Source organism: Acinetobacter sp. YH12239 (genome assembly GCF_013417635.1).
GTDB lineage: Bacteria > Pseudomonadota > Gammaproteobacteria > Pseudomonadales > Moraxellaceae > Acinetobacter.
On record NZ_VPDP01000007.1, the window covers coordinates 138,115 to 160,699 of the forward strand.

17 protein-coding genes and 1 pseudogene are annotated in these 22,585 nt (G+C 36.1%); 6 read left to right on the top strand and 12 right to left on the bottom strand.

Annotation, left to right across the window (positions count from 1 at the left end; translation table 11 throughout):
• Positions 1-108: 108 nt before the first annotated feature.
• The 3 genes from FTV17_RS08320 to FTV17_RS08330 all read left to right on the top strand — a co-directional run bounded on the left by FTV17_RS08320 (position 109) and on the right by FTV17_RS08330 (position 6,014).
• Entirely contained in the window at positions 109-1,272 is a 1,164-nt protein-coding gene (locus FTV17_RS08320) for an efflux RND transporter periplasmic adaptor subunit (RefSeq protein ID WP_077109212.1), read from the top strand.
• Positions 1,269-4,373: a multidrug efflux RND transporter permease subunit gene (locus FTV17_RS08325; RefSeq protein WP_269465455.1), complete on the top strand. Its 3,105-nt coding sequence runs from the start codon at positions 1,269-1,271 to the stop codon at positions 4,371-4,373. The genes FTV17_RS08320 and FTV17_RS08325 overlap by 4 nt, the downstream gene beginning before the upstream one ends.
• 126 nt (positions 4,374-4,499) lie before the next feature.
• The gene (locus tag FTV17_RS08330) at positions 4,500-6,014 is read left to right on the top strand and encodes an MFS transporter (protein ID WP_020752726.1); all 1,515 of its coding nucleotides are present in this window, start codon (positions 4,500-4,502) and stop codon (positions 6,012-6,014) included.
• Positions 6,015-6,117: 103 nt separating this feature from the next.
• Here FTV17_RS08330 and adeS read toward each other — a convergent pair whose 3' ends face one another.
• The 8 genes from adeS to FTV17_RS08370 all read right to left on the bottom strand — a co-directional run bounded on the left by adeS (position 6,118) and on the right by FTV17_RS08370 (position 15,494).
• A complete protein-coding gene (adeS, locus tag FTV17_RS08335) occupies positions 6,118-7,233 on the bottom strand; it encodes a two-component sensor histidine kinase AdeS (protein WP_107008550.1) in 1,116 nt (371 codons plus the stop codon).
• Positions 7,223-7,951, bottom strand: coding sequence for an efflux system response regulator transcription factor AdeR (gene adeR, locus FTV17_RS08340; RefSeq protein WP_020752724.1), 729 nt, complete (start codon positions 7,949-7,951; stop codon positions 7,223-7,225). Before adeR ends, adeS begins: the two co-directional genes overlap by 11 nt.
• A gap of 123 nt (positions 7,952-8,074) precedes the next feature.
• Positions 8,075-9,331 carry a hypothetical protein gene (locus FTV17_RS08345; RefSeq protein WP_020752723.1) on the bottom strand — a complete coding sequence of 419 codons (1,257 nt, stop codon included), beginning with the start codon at positions 9,329-9,331 and terminating at the stop codon, positions 8,075-8,077.
• A gap of 71 nt (positions 9,332-9,402) precedes the next feature.
• Positions 9,403-10,842 (bottom strand): hypothetical protein, encoded by a 1,440-nt coding sequence (locus FTV17_RS08350; RefSeq protein ID WP_020752722.1) that lies wholly within the window; start codon positions 10,840-10,842, stop codon positions 9,403-9,405.
• The gene (locus FTV17_RS08355; RefSeq protein WP_020752721.1) at positions 10,829-11,935 is read right to left on the bottom strand and encodes a TniQ family protein; all 1,107 of its coding nucleotides are present in this window, start codon (positions 11,933-11,935) and stop codon (positions 10,829-10,831) included. The genes FTV17_RS08350 and FTV17_RS08355 overlap by 14 nt, the downstream gene beginning before the upstream one ends.
• An 18-nt stretch (positions 11,936-11,953) precedes the next feature.
• Positions 11,954-12,874 carry a TniB family NTP-binding protein gene (locus tag FTV17_RS08360; RefSeq protein WP_020752720.1) on the bottom strand — a complete coding sequence of 307 codons (921 nt, stop codon included), beginning with the start codon at positions 12,872-12,874 and terminating at the stop codon, positions 11,954-11,956.
• A gap of 4 nt (positions 12,875-12,878) precedes the next feature.
• A complete protein-coding gene (locus FTV17_RS08365; RefSeq protein WP_107008552.1) occupies positions 12,879-14,783 on the bottom strand; it encodes a Mu transposase C-terminal domain-containing protein in 1,905 nt (634 codons plus the stop codon).
• Entirely contained in the window at positions 14,784-15,494 is a 711-nt protein-coding gene (locus FTV17_RS08370) for a TnsA endonuclease N-terminal domain-containing protein (protein WP_038346575.1), read from the bottom strand.
• A gap of 155 nt (positions 15,495-15,649) precedes the next feature.
• On the opposite strand from FTV17_RS08370, the pseudogene FTV17_RS08375 reads away from it, so the two are divergent.
• Positions 15,650-16,300, top strand: a pseudogene (locus FTV17_RS08375) (ATP-binding protein); the annotation flags it as partial.
• Positions 16,301-16,343: 43 nt separating this feature from the next.
• Here FTV17_RS08375 and FTV17_RS08380 read toward each other — a convergent pair.
• Positions 16,344-17,084: a TorF family putative porin gene (locus FTV17_RS08380; RefSeq protein ID WP_179998901.1), complete on the bottom strand. Its 741-nt coding sequence runs from the start codon at positions 17,082-17,084 to the stop codon at positions 16,344-16,346.
• A gap of 690 nt (positions 17,085-17,774) precedes the next feature.
• Between FTV17_RS08380 and FTV17_RS08385 the strand changes: the two genes are divergently transcribed.
• A complete protein-coding gene (locus tag FTV17_RS08385) occupies positions 17,775-19,088 on the top strand; it encodes an OprD family outer membrane porin (RefSeq protein WP_179998902.1) in 1,314 nt (437 codons plus the stop codon).
• A gap of 102 nt (positions 19,089-19,190) precedes the next feature.
• Here FTV17_RS08385 and ppa read toward each other — a convergent pair whose 3' ends face one another.
• Both ppa and FTV17_RS08395 read right to left on the bottom strand, forming a co-directional pair.
• A complete protein-coding gene (ppa, locus tag FTV17_RS08390) occupies positions 19,191-19,727 on the bottom strand; it encodes an inorganic diphosphatase (RefSeq protein WP_005233448.1) in 537 nt (178 codons plus the stop codon).
• Between the two features lie 121 nt (positions 19,728-19,848).
• Complete coding sequence (locus FTV17_RS08395) at positions 19,849-20,247, bottom strand: MAPEG family protein (protein ID WP_035268067.1); 399 nt, start codon at positions 20,245-20,247, stop codon at positions 19,849-19,851.
• Between the two features lie 100 nt (positions 20,248-20,347).
• On the opposite strand from FTV17_RS08395, the gene FTV17_RS08400 reads away from it, so the two are divergent.
• Positions 20,348-20,731: a hypothetical protein gene (locus FTV17_RS08400; RefSeq protein ID WP_035268065.1), complete on the top strand. Its 384-nt coding sequence runs from the start codon at positions 20,348-20,350 to the stop codon at positions 20,729-20,731.
• Between the two features lie 38 nt (positions 20,732-20,769).
• On the opposite strand, the gene FTV17_RS08405 is transcribed toward FTV17_RS08400, so the two are convergent.
• The gene (locus tag FTV17_RS08405; protein WP_179998903.1) at positions 20,770-22,443 is read right to left on the bottom strand and encodes a long-chain-fatty-acid--CoA ligase; all 1,674 of its coding nucleotides are present in this window, start codon (positions 22,441-22,443) and stop codon (positions 20,770-20,772) included.
• Positions 22,444-22,585: the final 142 nt, after the last annotated feature.

Consider the following 22,585-nt stretch of genomic DNA (forward strand, 5'->3'; position numbering starts at 1 on the left):
ATTACTTCCCATTTAACAGTTTTCTCCACACAATCTCCACATAACATTAGCAATTCATAAACACTGCTATTTCAAAATAGTAGCATCTAAAACTCTCTCTGAAAAAACATGCAAACATGTCATCATTTAATAAGTTCAATACTTATTACAACTGTACTTTTGATCGGCTGTACACAATCCAAAGATGCTGAACAGTCCGCAGCAGAAATGCCGCCGGTGGTGGTCAGTACCATCACTGTATTACCGCAATCTATGAATGTAATTGAAAATCTTCCCGGCCGTGTTACAGCTTACCGGATTGCTGAAATTCGTCCGCAAGTAGGTGGAATTGTTGATAAAGTGCTTTTTAAACAAGGCTCTTATGTGCAAGCAGGTCAACCACTTTTTAAATTAAATTCTGAAATCTTTCAGGCAGATGTAAAAAGCAATCAAGCTACTTTAAACCGTGCACAAGCTGAGGTGACACGTTTGCAGGTGCTGTTAAAACGCTACACTGAATTGGTAAAAGTAAATGCGGTTAGTCAGCAGGAATACAACAATACGGAAGCAGATTATAAAAAAGCAAAAGCCGATGTGGCGCAAATGCAAGCTATGTTAAGTAGACAGCAGCTCAATCTTAAATATGCCACTGTCACAGCACCCATCTCAGGAACGATTGGTGAAATCTTAGTGACTGAAGGTGCATTGGTTGGTCAAGGCGATAGCAATGCGATGGCCGTAATACAACAGATTAATAAAGTCTACGTCGATGTAAAGCAATCAATTAGTGATTATGAAAAGCTACAGGAAGCTTTGCAGCAAGGTGACGTGTCAAACATCAAACATACGGTTGAAATCCTGAATAGTCAGGGTAAACCTTATAATGTCACAGGTGAAATCCTATTTTCAGATACTAAAGTTGATCCTGACACGGGTGATGTCACGATTCGTATTCTAGTCAATAATCAAAATCAAAAACTTTTGCCAGGCATGTATGTTCGAGTCAATATGAGCCGAGCTCAAGTTGAAAATGCGCTGTTAGTACCTGAACAAGCGATTCAACATGATATTAATGGTAAAGCCAATGTTACGATTGTTAATCAAAAAGGTTTAGCGCAAAGCAAGCCTATTCAGCTTGGTCAACGTTATCAAAATAGCTATGTAGTAACACAAGGATTACAAGCAGGCGAAAAAGTTATTGTTGAAGGCGCTGATCGTATACAGCCTGAGCAAAAACTAAAAATTAAGCAGTGGCAACCTACAAATACTCAGGAAAGTGGAGGCAAGAAATAATGTCTCAATTTTTCATTAAGCGTCCTGTTTTTGCATGGGTGATCGCTTTATTTATTATTTTGTTAGGTGTACTCAGTATTCCCAAGTTACCTATTGCAAGATTTCCGAGTGTTGCGCCACCACAGATCAGTATTACTGCAATCTATCCAGGTGCTACCCCAAAGACACTGAATGATAGTGTTGTGACATTGATTGAGCGGGAAATGTCAGGTGTCAAGAACTTACTGTATTACAGTTCAAGTTCGGATAGTTCTGGAACAGCAACAATCACCGCAACCTTTAAACCAGGCACAGATGTAGAACTGGCACAAGTTGATGTACAAAACAAAATTAAAGCCATTGAGTCGCGCCTACCCCAAACAGTTCGACAACAGGGGCTGATGGTTGATGCTGCATCATCTGGTTTTTTAATGATGGTGGGGTTGAGTTCACCAAATGGCAAATATAGTGAAATTGATGTCAGTGACTATATGACTCGCTATGTAATTGAAGAATTAAAACGGGTCGAAGGTGTTGGTAAAGTCCAAAACTTTGGTGCTGAGAAAGCCATGCGAATTTGGGTCGATCCAGACCGCTTGGTCTCTTATGGATTGAGTATTCAAGATGTGAATACAGCCATCCAAAACCAAAACTTGCCGATATCACCGGGTCGTATTGGTGATGTTCCTGCGTTGAAGGGGCAACAAATCACCATTCCTTTGACTGCTCAAGGTCAATTAGAAACTGTAGAGCAATTCAAGAACATTAGTTTACGTGCTCAACAAAATGGTGCCATTGTTCGATTATCGGATGTTGCTCGTGTCGAAATTGGTGCGCAAATGTATAACTTTGCGATTTTAGAAAATGGTAAAGCCTCTACAGCTGTGGCGATACAAATGAGTCCTGGTGCCAATGCTGTTAAGACTGCAGAGGGTGTAAAAGCAAAAATTGAACAATTAAGTCTAGCATTGCCTGATGGTATGAAATTCTCTATACCTTACGACACTGCACCTTTTGTAAAAGTTTCGATTGAAAAAGTAATCATGACATTGCTTGAAGCTATGGCTTTAGTTTTTATTGTCATGTTTATTTTCTTACATAATGTTCGATACACCTTAATTCCAGCGATCGTTGCACCGATTGCATTGCTTGGCACATTTTCAGTCATGCTACTTGCAGGTTTTTCGATTAATGTGCTGACCATGTTCGGCATGGTGCTTGCGATTGGGATTATTGTCGATGATGCGATTGTGGTCATTGAGAATGTTGAACGAATTATGGCGACAGAAAGTTTATCTCCAGTTGAAGCCACATCTAAAGCCATGAAGGAAATTACCAATCCGATTATTGGTATTACCTTAGTGTTAGCCGCTGTATTCTTGCCGATGGCATTGGCGTCAGGCTCGGTGGGGATTATCTATCGCCAATTCACCATTACCATGTCAGTTTCCATTTTATTCTCAGCTTTCCTTGCATTGACATTAACCCCTGCGTTATGTGCAACAATGTTAAAACCGATTGATCAAGACCATCAGAAAAAAGGTGTTTTTGCATGGTTTGATCGCAGTTTTGAGAAGCTGAACAATCGCTACGAACGTAGTTTATTTAAAGTAATTAAACATAAAACCCTCGCAATGTTATGTTTCTTAGGCATTGTCATTGTGCTGATTTTTAGTTTTAAACACGTTCCGACTGCGTTTATGCCAGAAGAAGATCAGGGGTGGTTTATGACTTCAATTCAGCTTCCTGCGGATGCAACTCAAGAACGTACCCGTAAAGTCGTTGCTGAGTTTCAAAATCATTTAGACCAAGAAACGGGTATTAAAGACAATATGGCAGTCTTAGGTTTTGGTTTTAGTGGTTCTGGTCAGAATACAGCGATGTATTTTACTAATCTATTGCCATTCGAAGAGCGTACTATTACGGCACAAGAAGTCGTGAATAATGCAAATATAGCGATGGCTGAAAGTTCAGAAGGTCAAACCATGTCTGTGTTACCACCAGCCATTGATGAATTAGGTAACTCATCTGGTTTTTCACTGAGATTATTAGATCGTGGCAATATTGGCATGCCTGCTTTAAGAGAAGCGCAAGATCAGCTTTTAGCATTAGCAGCACAAAGTAAAATCGTGGCGGAGGTCTATCCTGAAGGTTTGCCAGATGGCAGTTCTGTACAGCTTAAAATTGATAGAGATAAATTGCAGGCATTAGGTGTTAATTTCAGTGATGTGACCGATATTATTTCAACCTCAATGGGTTCGATGTACATCAATGACTTTCCAAATCAAGACCGCATGCAGCAAGTCATAGTGCAGCTTGATTCCAAATCACGCATGAGTATTGAAGATATTCTTCAGATTAAAGTGAACAGTCAAAGCGGTAAATTGGTTTCAATGTCTGAAATAATTACACCCATTTGGCAACATTCACCACAACAATACAATCGTTACAACGGTCGTCCATCATTGAGTATTTCTGGCAGTCCAGCAGCAGGTGTATCTTCAGGACAAGCCATGACTGAGATGGAAAATTTGATTAAACAGCTTCCGAAAGGTGTGGGTTATGAGTGGACTGGGATTTCTCTAGAAGAAAAACAGTCGGAATCACAAACCTTGTTTTTATTACTGTTGTCGATGTTAGTCGTTTTCCTTGTCTTGGCAGCACTTTATGAAAGCTGGTCAATTCCATTCTCTGTGATGCTAGTTGTCCCTCTAGGGTTGATTGGCGCCTTTTTAGCAGTAATGTTACGTGGTATGCCAAATGATATTTTCTTTAAGGTCGGCATGATCACGATTATTGGTCTATCTGCAAAGAATGCCATTTTGATTGTTGAGTTTGCAAAAGCATTAAGAGAAGAAGGAATGGGTTTAGTGGAGGCAACCGTTGCAGCCGCTAAATTGCGCTTACGTCCAATCCTAATGACATCTTTGGCATTTACCTGTGGCGTTATTCCTTTAGTCATTGCCAGTGGCGCTAGTTCTGAAACTCAAAAAGCGATTGGTACAGGCGTCTTTGGCGGCATGATCAGCGCAACAATTCTAGCTGTTATTTTTGTACCGATTTTCTTTATTGTCGTCATGAGCATGGTTGAGAAATTCTCGAAACGTAAAGCGGCACATTAAGCATCAAAACTGAGAATAAAAGCTAAATATAAAAGCTGTGGGTTAACGAGTTTAGCCCACAACAAATCTTTCATTTACATCTTTATTTCAGAATTGATTTAATAAACCATCAATATAGGTTTGATCATGAAAGCTACGAATCTTGATCCGAAACGCTGGTGGATATTGCTCGCTGTCGTGCTTGCATTTCTGCCGATTGTGATTGATATGACTGTACTGCATGTTGCGGTTCCATCATTAACCCAATCATTGAGTGCCTCAAGCAACCAAGTCTTATGGATTATTGATATTTATCCATTACTTATGGCTGGACTTTTAGTTCCGATGGGAACTTTGGCTGATCGTGTCGGCAATCGTAAGATTCTGCTGATTGGCTTGGTTATATTTGGAATTGCCTCAGTCCTTGCGGCATTTTCCCAAACGGCTTCTATGCTGATTGCCGCACGTGCTTTATTAGCATTAGGCGGTGCCATGATTATGCCCTGTGTATTGGGTATTATTCGCAGAACCTTCGAAGACAGTCGCGAACGTGCCATTGCGCTGGGTATTTGGGGCACAATCGGATCAGCCGGTGCCGCCATTGGACCGCTCATTGGTGGTGGATTGTTAGAATATTTCTGGTGGGGTTCAGTTTTCCTCATTAATGTCCCAATCATGTTAGTTGTCGCCCCAATGTGCTATTTCTTATTATCCAAAAATGAAGCTGTAACCTCTGGACATTGGGCATTTGGTCAGGCGCTATTGCTAATTTTCGGTTTGGTTTCATTTGTATATGCGCTCAAAGCAGGCTTAGGCGGTAAACAGTCGTTGTTAATTGTCCTTCCTTTAGTCATTTTTTCTATTGGATTATTAACCATATTTGTACGCAAACAGCTGAATTCTCCTCAACCGATGCTAGATCTTTCACTATTTTCACGCCCTGCTATTTTAGCAGGCATTATTATGGCAATGGTTGCTGCAGGCGCTTTGGCAGGTGTGGAATTAACCTTAGCGATGGAGCTGCAATATGTCATTCGTTTAACACCACTACAAGCTGGTCTTTTTATGGTTCCGATTATGGTTGCTGCTGCTATTGGTGGGCCTATTGCTGGATTTTTATCTAATAAATTCGGACTGCGTCTAGTTGCAACATTTTCATTAATATTGGCAGCAATTGCGTTGATCAGTTTGAGTTATTCAGATTTTCATCATCCGGGAATTATTGTTCCCTTTATTTTAGCTTCAATTGGACTCACTCTAAGTATCGGTTTAACAGCTTCATCCATTGCGATCATGGGCTCAGTACCTGCAGAAAAGGGCGGTGCGGCAGGTTCACTTGAAAGTACAGGTTATGAACTGGGTACAGGACTAGGTATTACTTTATTTGGTGTTTTCATGGCCTATATATTTGGCAGTCATCTTCAAGTGCCGTCAGATTTAACTGCTGTTTTAGCAGAAAAAGCCAGACTATCGATTGGTGATACCTATTTAGTGGCGAGCCAGTTACCCGTTGAACAAGGTACAGCATTGATTAACGCAGGTAAAATTGCCTTCAGTTCAGCTCATGTTAATTTATTATTAACAGCAGGGATTATCATCGGCATACTCTCCATTGTGGTATTTTTTATGCTAGCGAAATATCGAGATGAGAATTCATTGTAATGAAATTTATTTGAGGATCATCAAACAGAATGGTTAAGTTCAGACATCAATTTATCTTAAATTTATGGTTTAAATGAAGCCGTATTGATCTGAACTTAACACATTATAAATGAGTTGATGTCTTACGATTTATACGATTTAGTTGAATAGTAAAACAGCTGCCACCTAAGTTTTTGGATTTAGAATAATAAATATGACCTTGGTGTGCTTCAATAATTGCATCAATCACTGCCAAGCCTAATCCAGTACCGCCATCTAGACGTGATCTAGAGTCTTCCAGACGATAGAATGGCTTGAACAGATGTGCAAGATGCGATTCATCAATACCAGGACCTTCATCTTCAAACATTAATAGCCAATGTTCTGCTGTGGCCATCGTTGTAATATTGATTTGTCCAGCATTCGAATATCTTAGAAAATTAGAAAATAATGCAATAAAGACTTGTTCCATCCTTCTTATATCAACGCAAACCAATTTATCCGTCAAATTTAAAATAATAGTTAAACCTTTAACCTGAAACCGTTCATTAAACATCTGCAGACATTTTTCAATACTATCTTTTAAATTGGTCTTTTCTAGTTCTAAACGTAATTGTTTATTTTCAATAAGTGTCAGTGTCCGTAAATCTTCCACAAGGTAAGATAAGCCTTCGACTTGGTTCAATAAGCTTAGGTGTAAAGCTTGATCGGCAATAAATATACCATCGACAATACCTTGCAAGCGACCTTGTAATATTGTCACAGGTGTTCGTAATTCATGTGCAATTGCAGCATTCCAAACAGTTGAATTCTTAACTGATACTTCAAGTTGGTTTGCCATTTCATTGAAGTTCTCAATAAGGGACTTGATTTCATGTGGAATATCATGATGTGGCTGTTTAATTCTGAGTGCTAAATTACCTTGTTGAATTTGTTGAATAACATCTGCTAAATCACTAATTGGCTGTGTATAGCGTTTTCCATATTTAAAGGCGAGGATAGTAGAAAGAAAAAAGCCTGTTAATAGCACTAAAAACAGCCAGATAAAGTCAACATAGGTAACTGAAAATTCATTTGAATTAATAACTTGCGTATTTAGAAAACCTATTTTTATCGCCCAGCTATAAACAAAATAGCCAATCATGAAAGATAACAGCGTAATGCCTAAATTGAGTAGGCTCATCATGATAATAAACTGGAAGTTAATTCCAACTGAATTTTTAAAAAAGTTAAATTTCATGATTTTGATCTAAGCGATACCCCACGCCACGGACATTGATTAATAAACCATTTACATAATTTTCTTCAAGTTTTTTGCGTAATTTGCTGATATGGCTATCTACAGTGCGATCTAAAGCATCACTTTCAGGCATACAGTTTTGGATCAATTCATTGCGTGTAAAGACTTTATTTGGTGTTTTTGCCATCAAAACCAGTATCTTATACTCAGTTAACGTAAGGTTGAGCAGCTGATTTCTTTGACCATTTGAAATGTAAACTTGATGATGATCTGGATTAATTTCAATATTTTTATAACGAATAATATTAGTTATTTCCGTATTTTGGCTTGTACTTCGTCTAAGTACGGCTTGTATTCGCGCAATCACTTCATTTGGGTTAAATGGTTTAATAATAAAATCATCAGCACCCATTTTTAGCCCCATGATCTTATTCACTTGATCATCTAAGGCAGTCAGCATAATGACAGGTAAATGACTTGTTTGACGGATGATTTGTAGAATTTCCCAGCCATTTAGTTTGGGTAATTTAATATCAAGGAGAATCAGGTCTATAGAGTTGGCTTTTAAGCACTCTAAAGCTTGTTGTCCATCCAATGCACGGATGACCTTCATGTTTTCATTTTTTATGTATTTTTCAAGAATGTCACCAATATCATAATCATCTTCTACAACGAGAATTACGCTATTTTCAAAGCTATGTTGTAAGTTCTGATACATACAAGTTATTCGGATAAAATCTTGGTAAGTAAATAGTTTAACAGTTTGAATTGTAAATTTCAGAATAACTGAATTCTACTTCTGCTTACCCAATACATTGAGAAAAATGTACCTGAGCTTCAATTACTCACTAGGTTTCTCATCTTTTTTCTTCTGAATCAAATCCCATATAGAGAAATCAGGCTTAGCTTTATCAGAATGTTCCGCAGGGTTAACTTTAAATGCTTCAAGATTGATTTCTAAAAGTTTTAATTTAAGCTCCTCTGAACCAGTAACTCCTAACTTTTCAAGCTCTTGAATTTCTGTTTTGTACCGTTCATAAGATTTAGCCAATGCTTCTTTATGAGAATATTCTTGCTCTAATTTAGAAAAACGATTTAAATTTATATTCGCAATTGTTGCAATCCAAATCAAAGGTGCGTTGATCAATAATTTGAATAAGAATGTATCCCACTTCATATTCAAAAAATCTGATTTATCAAACAAATAAAAATTAAATCCAAAAATTGCTAATACAACTAATACAAATACAATAATACTGATGAATTGTCCTTTTTTGGCTTCTTGTCCTTTTACAACAAAACCACCTGCAAGCCCTGCTTCACTTGATAATCCAATAACTGATTTTGCTCGCTCCTCAACATTTTTTAAATTTTCTAACCTTTTATCCAAATCTTCACTTAATGCAGTAATGTTTTTTTCTTCATTACCATAAATTTTGTCATAAAAATTTTGGACTCTCGATAACTGAAAATTTATCTGCTCATTTTTACTTTTATTATCAGGATCATCAGAAATAAATAAATCGTCATAGTATGCAACTAACTCATTAATTTTTCTTTCGTATTCTTTAACTTTCGTTTCACCATTATCATTTAGTTCATCAAACAATTTGTCATATTGATCTAAAATTTTATCAATTACATAATTTACTCGATCAACTTTAGAAGTATCCTCACCATTTCGATCAAATAATTGACTATAAGCTGTGTGAATTTTTTCGGACTCAACTTCCAAAATATCTAGATTATCTTCATTGGTTACTTCTAATATACGAGAATAAATAGAACTACCATTTTCATCATTAGCTAAAACAGATTGAATTTTTTCAATAGCAATTAGAGACTCATCTAATTTGGCTTTTAGTTGAGATAACTCATTCGTTTTATTAATTAAACTTTGTTGGTGAGCTTTAATCTTATCTAATTCACCTTGTAAAAGTGAACTAACAGTATGCCGATTATCTGTTAAATCTCTTAAGTCAGACCTCAAAGAATACATGGATGATAAATGATCATTTAAAGCCCTAAGTTGTGCTAATCCTTCACGTAGTTTTTTTTCATCACTTTCTTTCAGACCAAGCAAATCCTTTAAGCCCATTTTTTTCTCTTAATTAATGAATTATCAAAATATTAAACTAAATTATATATCGAAGTATTGAAACTTTAGACTTACTTTTTAAAAGATGGATCAATGTTCTTAGGCAACCAATAATTTTGGTTATTGTACAAAACATTATAGCCATCTTTTATTTCAACGATCATTTCCAACTTGATCTTCAATGAATCCTGATAACTCATCTCATGGAATAGTTGTAAGCCATTTTTCACCCATACCATGACATTGAAATCAGTATTTGGGCTGAGCATCGAGATCAATTCTTTTTCCAATTTCCGCTTACTTGCTTCTTTTATGAAGTTAGAATGCTTTAAGGAAATATAATCAATATCCGTATCATATTGATCGTTTAAGAAATTAATAAACCCTGTTAATGCAGCAGCCTGACCTGAATACTCATTTAAATAAGCTTTTACTTTTGCCAAATCTGGCAGTAATTGCTTATCCTGAATAGATAACATCAATGCAACAGCAGGCTTCATTGCAAGCCTTACAGATCGAGCAGATGTTTTTCCTTGATGCATTTTTTCATCGAGCTTTTGCTTATAAGCAAATACAACATCAAAAGCCAATGAGGGCTGCGGTAACTGATCAATCAACTTATTGGCTTGATCTATCTCAGAACATTCATTTTTATTTATAGTTGAGATTTTTACCCCATGCATTTGATCGAGCCACTGTGTTACTAATTCAAACTTTCTAAGTCCACTCGTCCGTAAAGTCAACAATAATTGGTCTGCATCAGGAATATTACTCTCCCATAACATTTCTGTTTTAATAAAAAAATGAGTATGTTTATTCAAATACAAAGCTGCTTGATGTGCTCCAACTAAATCGACCAACCAAAGCACGTAGTTTTCATATTGTTTTTTTAAAAAAGATGACTCGAACAAATAAATATTTTGATGGAACTTTGACCATAGATTTTTAATCCAGTAGCAATCATCACATAGATCACCGCATCCTGCTGAGATCATCGTTTTACATTCAATACAAGGTTTATTCGGTTGAGTTATACATTTTTTACAAACTTTATTTCCTTTTTCATCTAACTCTAACAAGCGATATTTATGACATGAAGGACATGTTTCATAATCCCTTGTTGAACATTTCGGACAAACTCTGAGGTCATCATTAAAGCGTGATATTTTCGTTAATTTTTGCGATTGAACATTGCATCGCTCACATCGTTCAACCTCTCTAAAATAAACAGAACAACTATTACAAACGACCCCATACTCTGTAAGCGTTCCTATCGGTCTGTTAACTTGATTGCATCTTATACAAGGTTGTTTTTTAATACATTCATTACAGATCGCTTGATCATCATTTTTAGGTAATCGAGCAGATAACCCACATTTTGGGCAAAGACATTTTTTAAAAATTCGAGCATAACAAGTTGAGCAATATTTTTTCCCTTTATATCTTTTTTTTAGTTGGGTAACTGATTTTTCACACCCATTACATAACTGCTCAATATTAATCTCCGCCAAGCTTATGACTCCGTTTCTTTCTTGATTTTCTTAACAAATTAAGCCACTTACGTTGCACGGTTTTTTTTGCTTTTGGTTTTCCATTATGAGAACTCACACGTTGTAAAGCATATACTCTTATAGGCTTGATCATTGCTGATTTCATTTGTTGAAGTTGAATCGGTAGTTTTTTACGCTTATCCCAAAAATTTGCACTACTAATCCCGTACTCATAAGAGCGGTCAATAATCAACTCACATGGGATTTTCATAATTTCATTCAAGATGGAAAGCAAAATTATACGTTCGTTTGTATTTAAATATTCGAAAGCAATTGGTGTGAAAGGAGTTATGGTATTTAAATTTATACCAAAGCTCTTAAACATTTCAATAAGTTGAATATTATCTGTATCTACAAGTAATCTGATTTCACTTATCCATGCACGAGCAATCGCAAACCATTCGGTAGCTGAAATATTTTGATTATTATATAAACCTGAGCCTTGTTTTAAAACGTTATCTGCATTTTTTTGAAAATCTAAAATTTGAATATTGCTAGGTTGTGGCTGATATAAAGTCAAATTAAAATGGCATGAGAAACATACTGCTAATGATCCATGCTCTAAATCTATTTTAAATGGCTGAATGACTACACCGCAATTCGGACAATGATCAATTAAATTTATTTGATGTTTTTCACAACAACAATGCCACCCCATTCGCCACATTAACCGTAAATAAGCTGATCTACCATCACTTTCAAAACATTGAGTACACACCTGCCGACCTGAAAAATTTGATCTACTACGCTGACCTAAACTTAAAACCCATCCACTATTTGAACTCTTAACTAGATAGGGAGCCACATTAGTTAGCATTGTTTTCAAAATTTTTTGTTTATCATCAAAAGAATGTACAAATAATAATTCAAGCCGATCTTCCGTCATACCTCGATCAAGATCAATCGTTAATGCTCTCCATCTACCCCACAATGCTTCTATAAGTGTTAAAGGGGAACATCCCATGTCTAAGGCTGAACGAATGAGCCATGATGATAATACTTCACCTTGTTCAATGGGGGTATGTATAAACCAATTTTGAGCATAATTAGGCATATTACACCCTCAATAATACTAAATAGAATTAAGCTGAATAGTGCGAATATTACGAGCACCCTCTGTTGGTTTAAGCCACTTGAATTTTTTAACAATTTCGAGGGTAATTTCTTCTTTACCAGTCAATATTGCTTCTTTTGCACATTCCACCAATAAACGATTTAAATCACCAAAATTACCACCTGAAATTTCATAGAGTAAGGTCGCAATTTCTTGTGATGCCAAGTTTGATAATTTTTTTAGGGGAAGTAAGCGAACATAACTTAAAAGAAGTCTTAAAAAATCCGCATCCAATTTCCATAAAGGCAAATCTATAATTTCAAAGCGACTGGCATACTGAGTATCCGTATGAAGAATAAGAGATGCATCACGAGTACCAACACCAATGATATTCATACTAAGTTCATTGCTTAGCGTTTTAAGTGTATTCATCACTTCTTGCCGTTGCCTAGCACTCCCACTTAAACAATTATGCAACTCATCAATAATTAACATTTTGGTTTCATATTTACGCAGTAGATGGGTTGCTTGATACCTTAATTTGCTTTCAGGATCAGTGACACGAAAAGGGACAAAAAAATGATCTAAGATATTAATATATAAATCTTTTACATTTGCCCTAGCAGGGGCTTGAATAGGAATGACTGGTTTAGTCAATGACATAAGCTGCATGTCCATATCATCAACTCTCTTAGTATAGTATTCTTTTGCAAACTCATGAATAATCTTAGTTTTTCCCATATTTGAATCACCAACAATTAAAAGACATTCTGGTCTTAATTTTCTAGGTCGTTTCAAAATATCAGTCAGTGTATTCAAAACTGCAATTGCTTTCTGATAACCAATCCACCGATCCTCATAAAGAATATTAATTCTTTCAGCATCACTAAGAATCATAGTGTCAAGGACATGCTCAGCAAGGTAATCATATTGTTTCATGGTCTTACCTCAAATCGTCAAAAGCAGTTAAATTTTGATCCCATAAACTATTTTGTGACTTTGGAGCATCTACATTTGTATGGATAACTGAATTATTTTTATTTTCATGGTGTAGTGCAGCAACTATCTTACCATTCTCTTTTTTTCTTTGATTCATTCGGCGTTGCTTTTTAGTTAAAGTCACGGCTTGATCTACTTTTTCACGGAGATAAATAATTGCTCTGTAAATAGCATCTTGATCAACTGTATCTAATCGCTCACTCTTAAGATATGCTTGGACTTGTCTATATTCATGCAATCCGATTGATGGAATTTCACGTTTGGCTGTAGGTACTTTAAAATATGTATTTGTATTCGGTTCATAAAACCAAATCATTGAAATATCACGAGGATCTCTTTTAAAAATAAACTTTCTTTTACGCTTTTTCTCATCGTCAGTTGGATCAATCGCATTGATCCAAGGTCTTAAACAATCAGCAAAATAAAAAAGTTTATCTTTTTTTACGCCCGTTCTTTGAATGGTTGATTCAAATTCAGGGGCGAAATCCAAAAATAGTGTTGCTTCATCCGCAACCCTTTCTTTTAAACCAGTACCAACTTTAAATTTTGTTCCCCAAATACCCTCTTCCCACATTTGTTGTGGCGGAATTTCAAGTATTGAATGCTTGCTTTTATGATAAACATTTACAATCCAATAGACGATGTAATGTTCTAATTCACGAAGTGTTAAACAAGCATTCTTAGCGGAATCATAAGTTCCTTTTTCAAAAATATTAGATTTAGTCGTTCCATCTAAAACATGCATTTCAAGATTTACGATTCCAAGTAAACGCTCAATATGCCCACCATATTTTGCACCACCAATAGGTCGATACTCCCAATTAATATCGTACTTTAGACATGCTTTATGCAGATGGTTTGTTCTAAAATCAGAACCATTATCAGAATGGACTGAATCCATAATACCTTCGATATCCCACTCACCATCCACATCTAACTCAAGCAGTTTTCTTTTCTTTGAAATAATGGCTGATGAAATACACATTGCTACCGATGTTGCACTTGGAGCTTCTAAAGAAAGGTAATAACCAACAATCATTCTACTAAAAACATCAATTGCTAATGTCAAATATGCCTTGCCTATTGTTTCACGGTATTGTTCATCAACGATTTCTATATCTAAAGGAGTGTGATCAATCTGCACATACGCCAAAGGATAGTCTGCATTCGGAAAAGTCCCTGCTGATGCTTCATACTTATCTTTAGCAGCCTTTTTTCCGTATCTTGCCTTAGTCACTTCATAGCCATTAAGGGCTTCAATTCTATAGCGAATCGTATTGTCATGAGGTGGTTCAATTTTTCTTTTGAAGCACTCAAGCTTCACTTCCAAAATTGTTTTGGCAACACTTGGCTTTAAACTTGTTAAATACTTAGTATGGATCGCTTGTTGAATAATATGATTTAATTCAGGCGACAACCTTGTTTTTTCTGTTGTCCAACCACGTTTTTTTGGGACTAAAGCTAAGATAGACTTGTTTTCTCGGTAAGCTTTAAGCCATTTCCAAATAGTATTTACATGAAGATTATGTTCACTTGCAGTCTTCTTAACCGCCTCAACTGTGGAATAGTCAATGAGTTCCCTAATAATTTCATAATGATCTAAAGCGATTTGCCATGACTCAGCAGAAATATCCTCACCTTGGTTAAGCTTAGAATTATCTTCACTTAAAACAGATAATTCCCTTATGTTCACTTGTAAACTTCGAGCAGATTCCAAATTTGCAATCACGACATCTTTTGCATTTAAAATATTGATAATTTTATATTTATTACCTTTATAACCAACAATTGCATTTGGTTTAATAACTAGGCGTTTTCTATCAATCTTTACTGAATCATCCTGTATCATTTAAATAACTCCTTGTGCTTTAGAGCCATCATTTACCCAAATAACAGTTTCAGTAGTAAAAGGGTTATATAGATCGCAAGCAAGTATATTTTTTGAAATTAAAACCCATATTTGGCGAATAGCCTTTAATACATTTTTTTCATCTTTAAAAATATAAGCAGGCAATTGATTAACTGTTGAAAAGCCTAGTTTTAATAAAGTTTCAATTAATACTCTCTGATCTACCTCATCAACATGAGAACGTCTGAATCTTTTTAAAAAATTGATATTTTCCCAATATTGATCATACAAACGAGACTCATCAATAATTTTGAATTTCCATGCCTTTTCAGAAGCTAAAGCATAAGCTGCCCTAAATTTTGGTCTAAGGGTATTCCAATCTTCCTTTAATTTTTTTCTAGGCTTAATTTCAATCAATAATGGTGCAGGAAAGAAATCAATATCATTATAAATTGCACTTGAAAATTGCACCAAATAATCAGGGGTATATACCGATTCATTTCCTAATTCAGTTATATAAGGAATAGAAATAGGCTGTTCAACCACATCAATAACATTACTGTTATATTCTTGCTTAAAAAGAAAATCACGCTCCAAAGTGGATTCAAACCAAATCGTTTTTTCTCCCCTAAAAGAGTAATTCCCCGAAATACTTCCGTAAACGGTTTGGGCTTTTCTAACGGGACTATATTCATCACTTATTCTTTTCATATCAGACCTCAAGAGTAATCTACTAGCCCCTATTATTGTAGTTTTGTAATCTACTAGCCCTTATTATTGTAAAAACTAGCTTTTATTTCTGTACAAAACGACATGCAACTAGCTGAATTTATATAATGCCACTAGCTTCTATTATTGTAAATGACAGTGGATCACACCCTCGACCAGGTGAGATCACCTTAGCCCATTTAGGTGTACTTTTTCTCGATGAATTACCTGAGTTTGACCGAAAAGTCTTAGAAGTATTGAGGCAGCCTCTTGAGTCGAAAGAAATCGTCATTTCCAGAGCATCAAGACAAATTACTTTCCCGGCTAATTTTCAATTTGTCGCTGCAATGAATCCATGTCCATGTGGATATGCCTTCAATCAAGACAGTCGTTGTCAATGTTCACCTGAATCAATTAAGCGCTATCAAAATCGAATTTCTGGCCCTTTACTAGATCGGATTGACTTACATATTGATGTGCCACCTTTACCTCCTCAAGACATGCAAAGCACTACACCGATGGAGAATTCTGAAACCGTCAGAAAACGGGTGATTCAGGCCTATGAGTTGCAAATTCAACGACAAGGTGTGACAAATCAAAATCTAAGCTCTCAACAGCTTGATCAAGTGGCTCAACTAGATGATTCTGCAAAAAAGATTATCGCTATGGCCCAACAACGTTTGAATTTATCAGCACGTTCTTACCACCGAATCTTACGTGTCGCTCGTACAATTGCTGACTTAGCGTGTTCTGAACACATACAAACAGCTCACTTAACTGAAGCACTCTCTTATCGTAAACAGGAATAAAAAAAGCGACTCAGTTGAGTCGCTTTTTTTTATTGAATTGAGTTTAGAAACTATAACCTAATGCTAGTACCATTTTATTCTTTAAATTGTTTCCATAACGATCATCACCACCAATAATATAATTCATGCTTGCTGTGACACCTGTTTCCCCTAAAGCTTTACTTAGACCAATATCAAAGTGACGGAAATTAAAACTTTCTGACTCTGGTGTTTCTGCAACATACTTACCGTCTTTTTCATAAACATATAAACCCAAAGCTGTATCCAAACTAAAATCATTTGGTAGAGGATAACTATATGTAGCTTTTAAATATGTGTCTCCAGCGTTCCCCCAACCTGTATCTTCCAACAAAGTTTGAGCAGTTACTCCAACATCTTTGTAATTCAGACCGAGTAATAATTCAAAGCCATCATAAACTGACGTTTCAACGTCATAATAGTAGTAATAAGTTGTACCTACAGTAAAACCTGTATCTTCATTGATTGAGCCGTTATAGCCCGCATAGAAGTTATTTTCCATTGGATTGGTAGTACCGTAAGCATCTGTACCTAACGTAGATGTCCACCACCCTGCGTACAATCCAGAACTATGGCTATAGTCTAATCCACCTTGTAATGTAGCTTCAGTATTTTCAGGAGCTGCCGTATTACCACGCAATATATAACTTGATAAAACACTGATATTACCCGATACAGAATGCGGTGAAGTTGATGCCTCAGCAAAAGTAAATGTTGATGCAGATGCTACAACTGCTAGACCCAATGCTTGAATTGCTAATTTCATATTTATGTTCCCCCCACATCATGATTAGATGCTTTTTCGGTTTATTTGTTGAACTCATATGTGAATTAGCAATAGCTATGCCAAAGTTAAAGGTGTCTAGATACAAAGGAATTAAAATAACGAGATAAAATAATTTAAATTAATGATTTTATTATTATATTTGTTTAAATTTCTTATTTTTAAAAATATTCAAAGAAATTTTTTTTGACGATTTACCTGAGTTAAAGACATATCTTTTTAGGTCACACATTCATTTACAACTTGCCTCATTCTAAGGCTATTTTTTAATCAACTTTACAGTTGGAGTATCAAATTAGTGCAACACTAAAAGAAAATGATGTCTTAACCACATTAAAATTAAATGAAAATGAACTGAATAAATATCATTCTTATTTAAAATCCTTTATTCATCCTTATTTACTTCTGATGTTACAAAAAAAAACGTGCCAGATTGACTAAATTAAATAAAAAAAAGAATATTAGGTTAAAAATAAATATATGTTATTAATAGTTAAATTTAATTTTATAATACTTTTAATCTTTAATAATTCACAACTTAGTTCAATTTATATACTTTTTGCTTATGACTTTAGGTGCGAAATTGTGAATAATAGAGCCAATTTTGTTATACATTACGTATACAAATACTAAACATTTAACCATAATCATTTTGTATGAGGCTCTCTCCCAATGCAAAAATTCCAAAAACTAAGCTTAGCAGTTCTTATTCAAACTGCTTTAATTTCTACTGCATTTGCGAGTGAGCAAAGTGAATCAAAGGGATTCGTAGAAGATGCTGAAGGATCAGTATTATTCCGTACAGGTTTCTTGCATCGTGATAAAAAGAACGGTGTCGAAGATACCAGCTCAGCAGCTCAAACAGCCATGGTTAAAATTGAGTCTGGTTTTACGAAAGGTATCGTTGGTTTCGGTGTTGGTGTTATTGGTGATGGGTCTTTCAAATTAGGTGATAATGCCCATACCGGTAACGACATGATTCCAGTCGATAATAATGGTCATGCTTATGATCATTGGGCAAGAGGTGGTGCTTTCATCAAAGCTCGTATGTCGAACACCACAGCTACTTATGGGACTCAGATTTTAGATTTACCTGTTCTTGCAAGTAATACAGCTCGTTTGGTACCTGAATATTACACTGGCTTGTTAATCCAAAGTAATGAAATCGATAATTTGACTTTGGTTGCTGGTAAATTTACTGAAAACCAACGTTCTAGTCAAATCAATACCGATGGAAATGAATTAGATCGCGCGGTTGTTTGGGGCGCTAAATATAACTTTGGTGATGCTCTCAATGCGTCTTATTATGGTACAGACATTAAAGATCGTTTAGAACGTCACTATGTGAATGCCAACTATAGTTATGCCGTGGCTAAAGGTAAGTTGACTCACGATTTCAGTGCATATCGTACTGAATGGGATGCTACACCAAATAATACGGCATATACTTATTCTCATACTTCAAATGATTTCAATAACTTAAGCAATAATATTTGGGCAATTTCAACAACTTACAATACTGGCCCACACAATGTAATGCTTGCTTACCAACAAAATACAGGTAATACAGGTTATGACTATGGTTTGGGCAAAGGTGTTGGTGATGGCCATCAAACGATTTATATGCCTAACTCGTATTTATCTGATTTTATTGGTAATGATGAAAAATCCCTACAGCTACAATATACCTATGATTTTGGTGCATTAAATGTTCCTGGCCTGTCATGGACTTCGGCATTTGTTTATGGATGGGATATTGATGTATCTGCAGGGGGTACTGACCGCTCAGTATTGCTAACAAATGATGCACAGGAACGTGAATTCTTTAATCAAGTGAAATATACAGTCCAATCTGGTTTTGCTAAAGATGCAAGCTTACGTGTTCGTCACTCTTACTACCGTGCAAGTGATGAATATCAAAGTGCTTATATCGGCGACACCAACGAATGGCGTATTTGGTTAGACATTCCCGTGAAATTATTCTAATTTTCAACTAAAAAGATCAATAAAAAAAACCTGCACAAAGTGCAGGTTTTTTATAAAAGCTACAAGATCAAAGTTTGTAGCTTTATTTATACATCCGGCAAATTATTTGTTTGCTTCAGCATAAGCAGCAATTGAGCTTAACACTTCTTGTTTAGCAACATCTGCACCTTCCCAACCACTTAACTTGACCCACTTACCTGGCTCTAAGTCTTTGTAGTGTTGGAAGAAATGTTCAATTTGACTAATCAATAAAGGAGGAAGGTCAGTATATTCTTGAACATCTTTATAGATTGGCGTTAATTTATCGTGTGGTACAGCGACAAGTTTCGCATCAACACCACCATCATCTTCCATATTTAATTTACCCACTGGACGGCAACGGATAACCGAACCTGGTTCTACAGGATGTGGAGTAACAACTAATACGTCTAATGGATCGCCATCAAGAGATAATGTATTTGGTACATAACCGTAGTTTGCTGGGTAGAACATTGCAGTACCCATGAAACGATCTACGAAAAGTGCATCTGAATCTTTATCAATTTCATATTTAATTGGTGCTGCATTTGCAGGGATTTCGATAATTACATAGATATCGTTTGGTGCATCTTTACCTGCAGGGATATTACTGTAGCTCATAGCAAACTCTTTACTGTCAGTGTTCATTAAAATGGGGTTGATTATAACGCTTTATTCAGCAATCATCATTCGATTATACAAGCTGAAGATGTATTTTAGGTATGGTGTTAGTCTGTTTTTCTTAGAGCAATCGAATAATTAATAAAAGCAATAAGATCGGACAAAGCATTGATAAGAACCAAACAATTGATCTAAGGGTTGCCCAATTACATAAATAACAAATCCCATAGATGATTCGTAAGACGATATACGCCGAACCTAATAAAATCACTAATTGTTGTTGAACAACCATATACTCAGCCATCAAAACTGCCGCAATAAATAATGGCAAACTTTCAAAGCTATTTTGCTGAGCTGCATTCGCTCGAGCCGCTAAGCCTGTGGTTTTAGACATGAATTCACGCGGATTTTGATTATCCTGCCCTTTGAAACCACCTGCAATTTTAGCAATGACTGTAAATAAATAAGGGAGTAAACAAGCAATTAAAATAAGGTAAATAACACCTTCAATACCGTGCATGGATTTCAGTCCAATGATTTAAGCTGGTTTTATCTTAGCATGATGTTTGTGCGATAATTTTAGTTAAATTATTTTGTTTATTAAAATTCTGAGTAATGGCATGACCAATTCTGACCAAAAAAAGTTATTTGATGTTCTCGAGTTACAAAAGCAACATCAAAAACGTGTCGATCGTGTGCTTTATATCGTTCTTCCGATTATGGCTTTCTTGATCAGCGTAATTTGTGCCAATATGAATTGGCAATCGACTCTCGGCACATTGCTGGTTCTCATCATCGCCTTTATCGCAGTCGGGATTAAACGAGCGAATAAATGGATCTGGCTGAGCATTATTTCTGTATATAGCTTAGTTGATATTTACTTCAGTTATTCAGGACAGTTACCGAGTTCTGCTGTAGGGCGTCATTTAGGTACAATGCTGACATTCACATTTATTATTGCAACAGCGCGACCTTATATCGACCGTTGGCTAATGAAAGAATAAAATAAAAAAAGCGCCTTACGGCGCTTTTTTTATTTGAATTATTTGCGTAAATCTTTACGAAGGATTTTACCGACATTCGATTTTGGCAACTCATCCATGAATTCAACATAACGAGGACGCTTATATCCTGTTAAGTTTTCTTTCGCAAAAGCTAATACTTCTTCTGTTGTTAGTGATGGATCTTTCTTCACAACAAACAGCTTAGGCACTTCACCAGATTTTTCATCAGCTACACCAATCGCTGCAACCTCAAGTACTTTAGGATGCGTTGCAATCACTTCCTCGATTTCAGATGGGTATACGTTAAAGCCCGATACCAAGATCATATCTTTCTTACGATCAACAATCTTGAAGTAACCACGAGCATCCATGATACCGATATCACCAGTACGGAAGAAACCATCTGCGGTCATCACCTTAGCTGTTTCATCTGGACGGTTCCAATAGCCTTTCATGACTTGAGGACCACGGATTGAAATCTCACCTTGCTCACCTTGTGGAACTTCATTGCCATCGTCATCCAATACAGCGACATCCGTTAAAGGTAATGGGATACCAATCGTACCGCTAAACTCTTCAGATGCCGGTGGGTTTGCCGTTGCAATAGGTGAAGTTTCAGAAAGACCATAGCCTTCAATAATATTTGTACCTGTGATTTTTTTCCAAGCTGCAGCAGTTGAAGGCAATACAGCCATACCACCACCCATCGCCATTTTTAATTTGCTATGGTCAAGTTGTTTGAATTCTTCATTATGAACGAGTGCGTTGAATAAAGTATTCACTGCTGGGAAGAAACCAGGCTGATATTTGCGTAGCTCTTTAATGACTGCAGGGAGATCACGAGGGTTAGGAATCAGTACGTTTGCTTGACCCTTGTACATACCATAAAGTGCACAAACCATGAATGCAAAGATATGATATAGCGGTAATGCACAGAAAATGCGATCGTCGCTCGCACCATCTTGAGCACCAAATTTAGATTGGAAAATACCATCTGCTTGCATTAAGTTTGCAACAAGGTTGCGATGTGTTAATTCCGCACCTTTTGATACGCCTGTTGTACCACCTGTATATTGCAATACAGCAGTGTCGCTCAACGTTGTTGCTGGGCGCTTATAATTTGCAGAACTGCCTTTAGACATCGCAGTCGTGAATTTCACATGTCCTGGGATACTCCAAGCTGGAATTTGCTTACGCACTTTACGTAAAACAAAATTCACGAGTGTACCTTTTAAGGTACCTAACATATCACCTACTGTCGCCACGATCACATGCTTAACTGGCGTTTTACCAAGAATTGATTGATAAACAGAAGCGAAGTTTTCAATAATCACAAGCGCTTCAGTGCCTGAGTCATTCAGTTGATGCTCAAGTTCACGAGCTGTGTAAAGTGGGTTCACGTTTACAAGAACTAAGCCCGCACGGAATACACCAAGTGCTACCACTGGATATTGCAGTACGTTTGGCATCATGACCGCTACGCGAGAACCTTTTGCTAAACCAAGGCTTTGAAGATAGGCTGCAAATTGACGGCTCGCCGTATCAAGTTCATTGAACGTTAATGTTTTATCCATAAAGATAAAAGCATCACGCGAACCAAATTTCTGGAAGTTTCTCTCAAAAATATCAACAAGAGAGGTATTTTCTGGTGGTAATTCTACTGTTTGTGGAATTCCAGTTTTTTGGTATTCAGCAAACCAAATCTTTTCCATAATGCCATATTCTCCAATTAGTAATACTTGGTTTTAAACTCTTATTTTCGATAATGTATTGAGCATCTTATTTAATTTATTGCTCAATAAAGCATCCATAGCCATAAATACATTTCATATATAACGTATTTTGTCGACTAGA

What these genes read in the sequence shown, in the direction of transcription:
- FTV17_RS08320 (WP_077109212.1), top strand. Translation starts at nt 109, where the DNA reads ATGCAAACATGTCATCATTTAATAAGTTCAATACTTATTACAACTGTA.
- FTV17_RS08330 (WP_020752726.1), top strand. Translation starts at nt 4,500, where the DNA reads ATGAAAGCTACGAATCTTGATCCGAAACGCTGGTGGATATTGCTCGCT.
- adeS (WP_107008550.1), bottom strand. Translation starts at nt 7,233, where the DNA reads ATGAAATTTAACTTTTTTAAAAATTCAGTTGGAATTAACTTCCAGTTT.
- adeR (WP_020752724.1), bottom strand. Translation starts at nt 7,951, where the DNA reads ATGTATCAGAACTTACAACATAGCTTTGAAAATAGCGTAATTCTCGTT.
- FTV17_RS08345 (WP_020752723.1), bottom strand. Translation starts at nt 9,331, where the DNA reads ATGGGCTTAAAGGATTTGCTTGGTCTGAAAGAAAGTGATGAAAAAAAA.
- FTV17_RS08355 (WP_020752721.1), bottom strand. Translation starts at nt 11,935, where the DNA reads ATGCCTAATTATGCTCAAAATTGGTTTATACATACCCCCATTGAACAA.
- FTV17_RS08360 (WP_020752720.1), bottom strand. Translation starts at nt 12,874, where the DNA reads ATGAAACAATATGATTACCTTGCTGAGCATGTCCTTGACACTATGATT.
- FTV17_RS08365 (WP_107008552.1), bottom strand. Translation starts at nt 14,783, where the DNA reads ATGATACAGGATGATTCAGTAAAGATTGATAGAAAACGCCTAGTTATT.
- FTV17_RS08370 (WP_038346575.1), bottom strand. Translation starts at nt 15,494, where the DNA reads ATGAAAAGAATAAGTGATGAATATAGTCCCGTTAGAAAAGCCCAAACC.
- FTV17_RS08380 (WP_179998901.1), bottom strand. Translation starts at nt 17,084, where the DNA reads ATGAAATTAGCAATTCAAGCATTGGGTCTAGCAGTTGTAGCATCTGCA.
- FTV17_RS08385 (WP_179998902.1), top strand. Translation starts at nt 17,775, where the DNA reads ATGCAAAAATTCCAAAAACTAAGCTTAGCAGTTCTTATTCAAACTGCT.
- ppa (WP_005233448.1), bottom strand. Translation starts at nt 19,727, where the DNA reads ATGAGCTACAGTAATATCCCTGCAGGTAAAGATGCACCAAACGATATC.
- FTV17_RS08395 (WP_035268067.1), bottom strand. Translation starts at nt 20,247, where the DNA reads ATGCACGGTATTGAAGGTGTTATTTACCTTATTTTAATTGCTTGTTTA.
- FTV17_RS08400 (WP_035268065.1), top strand. Translation starts at nt 20,348, where the DNA reads ATGACCAATTCTGACCAAAAAAAGTTATTTGATGTTCTCGAGTTACAA.
- FTV17_RS08405 (WP_179998903.1), bottom strand. Translation starts at nt 22,443, where the DNA reads ATGGAAAAGATTTGGTTTGCTGAATACCAAAAAACTGGAATTCCACAA.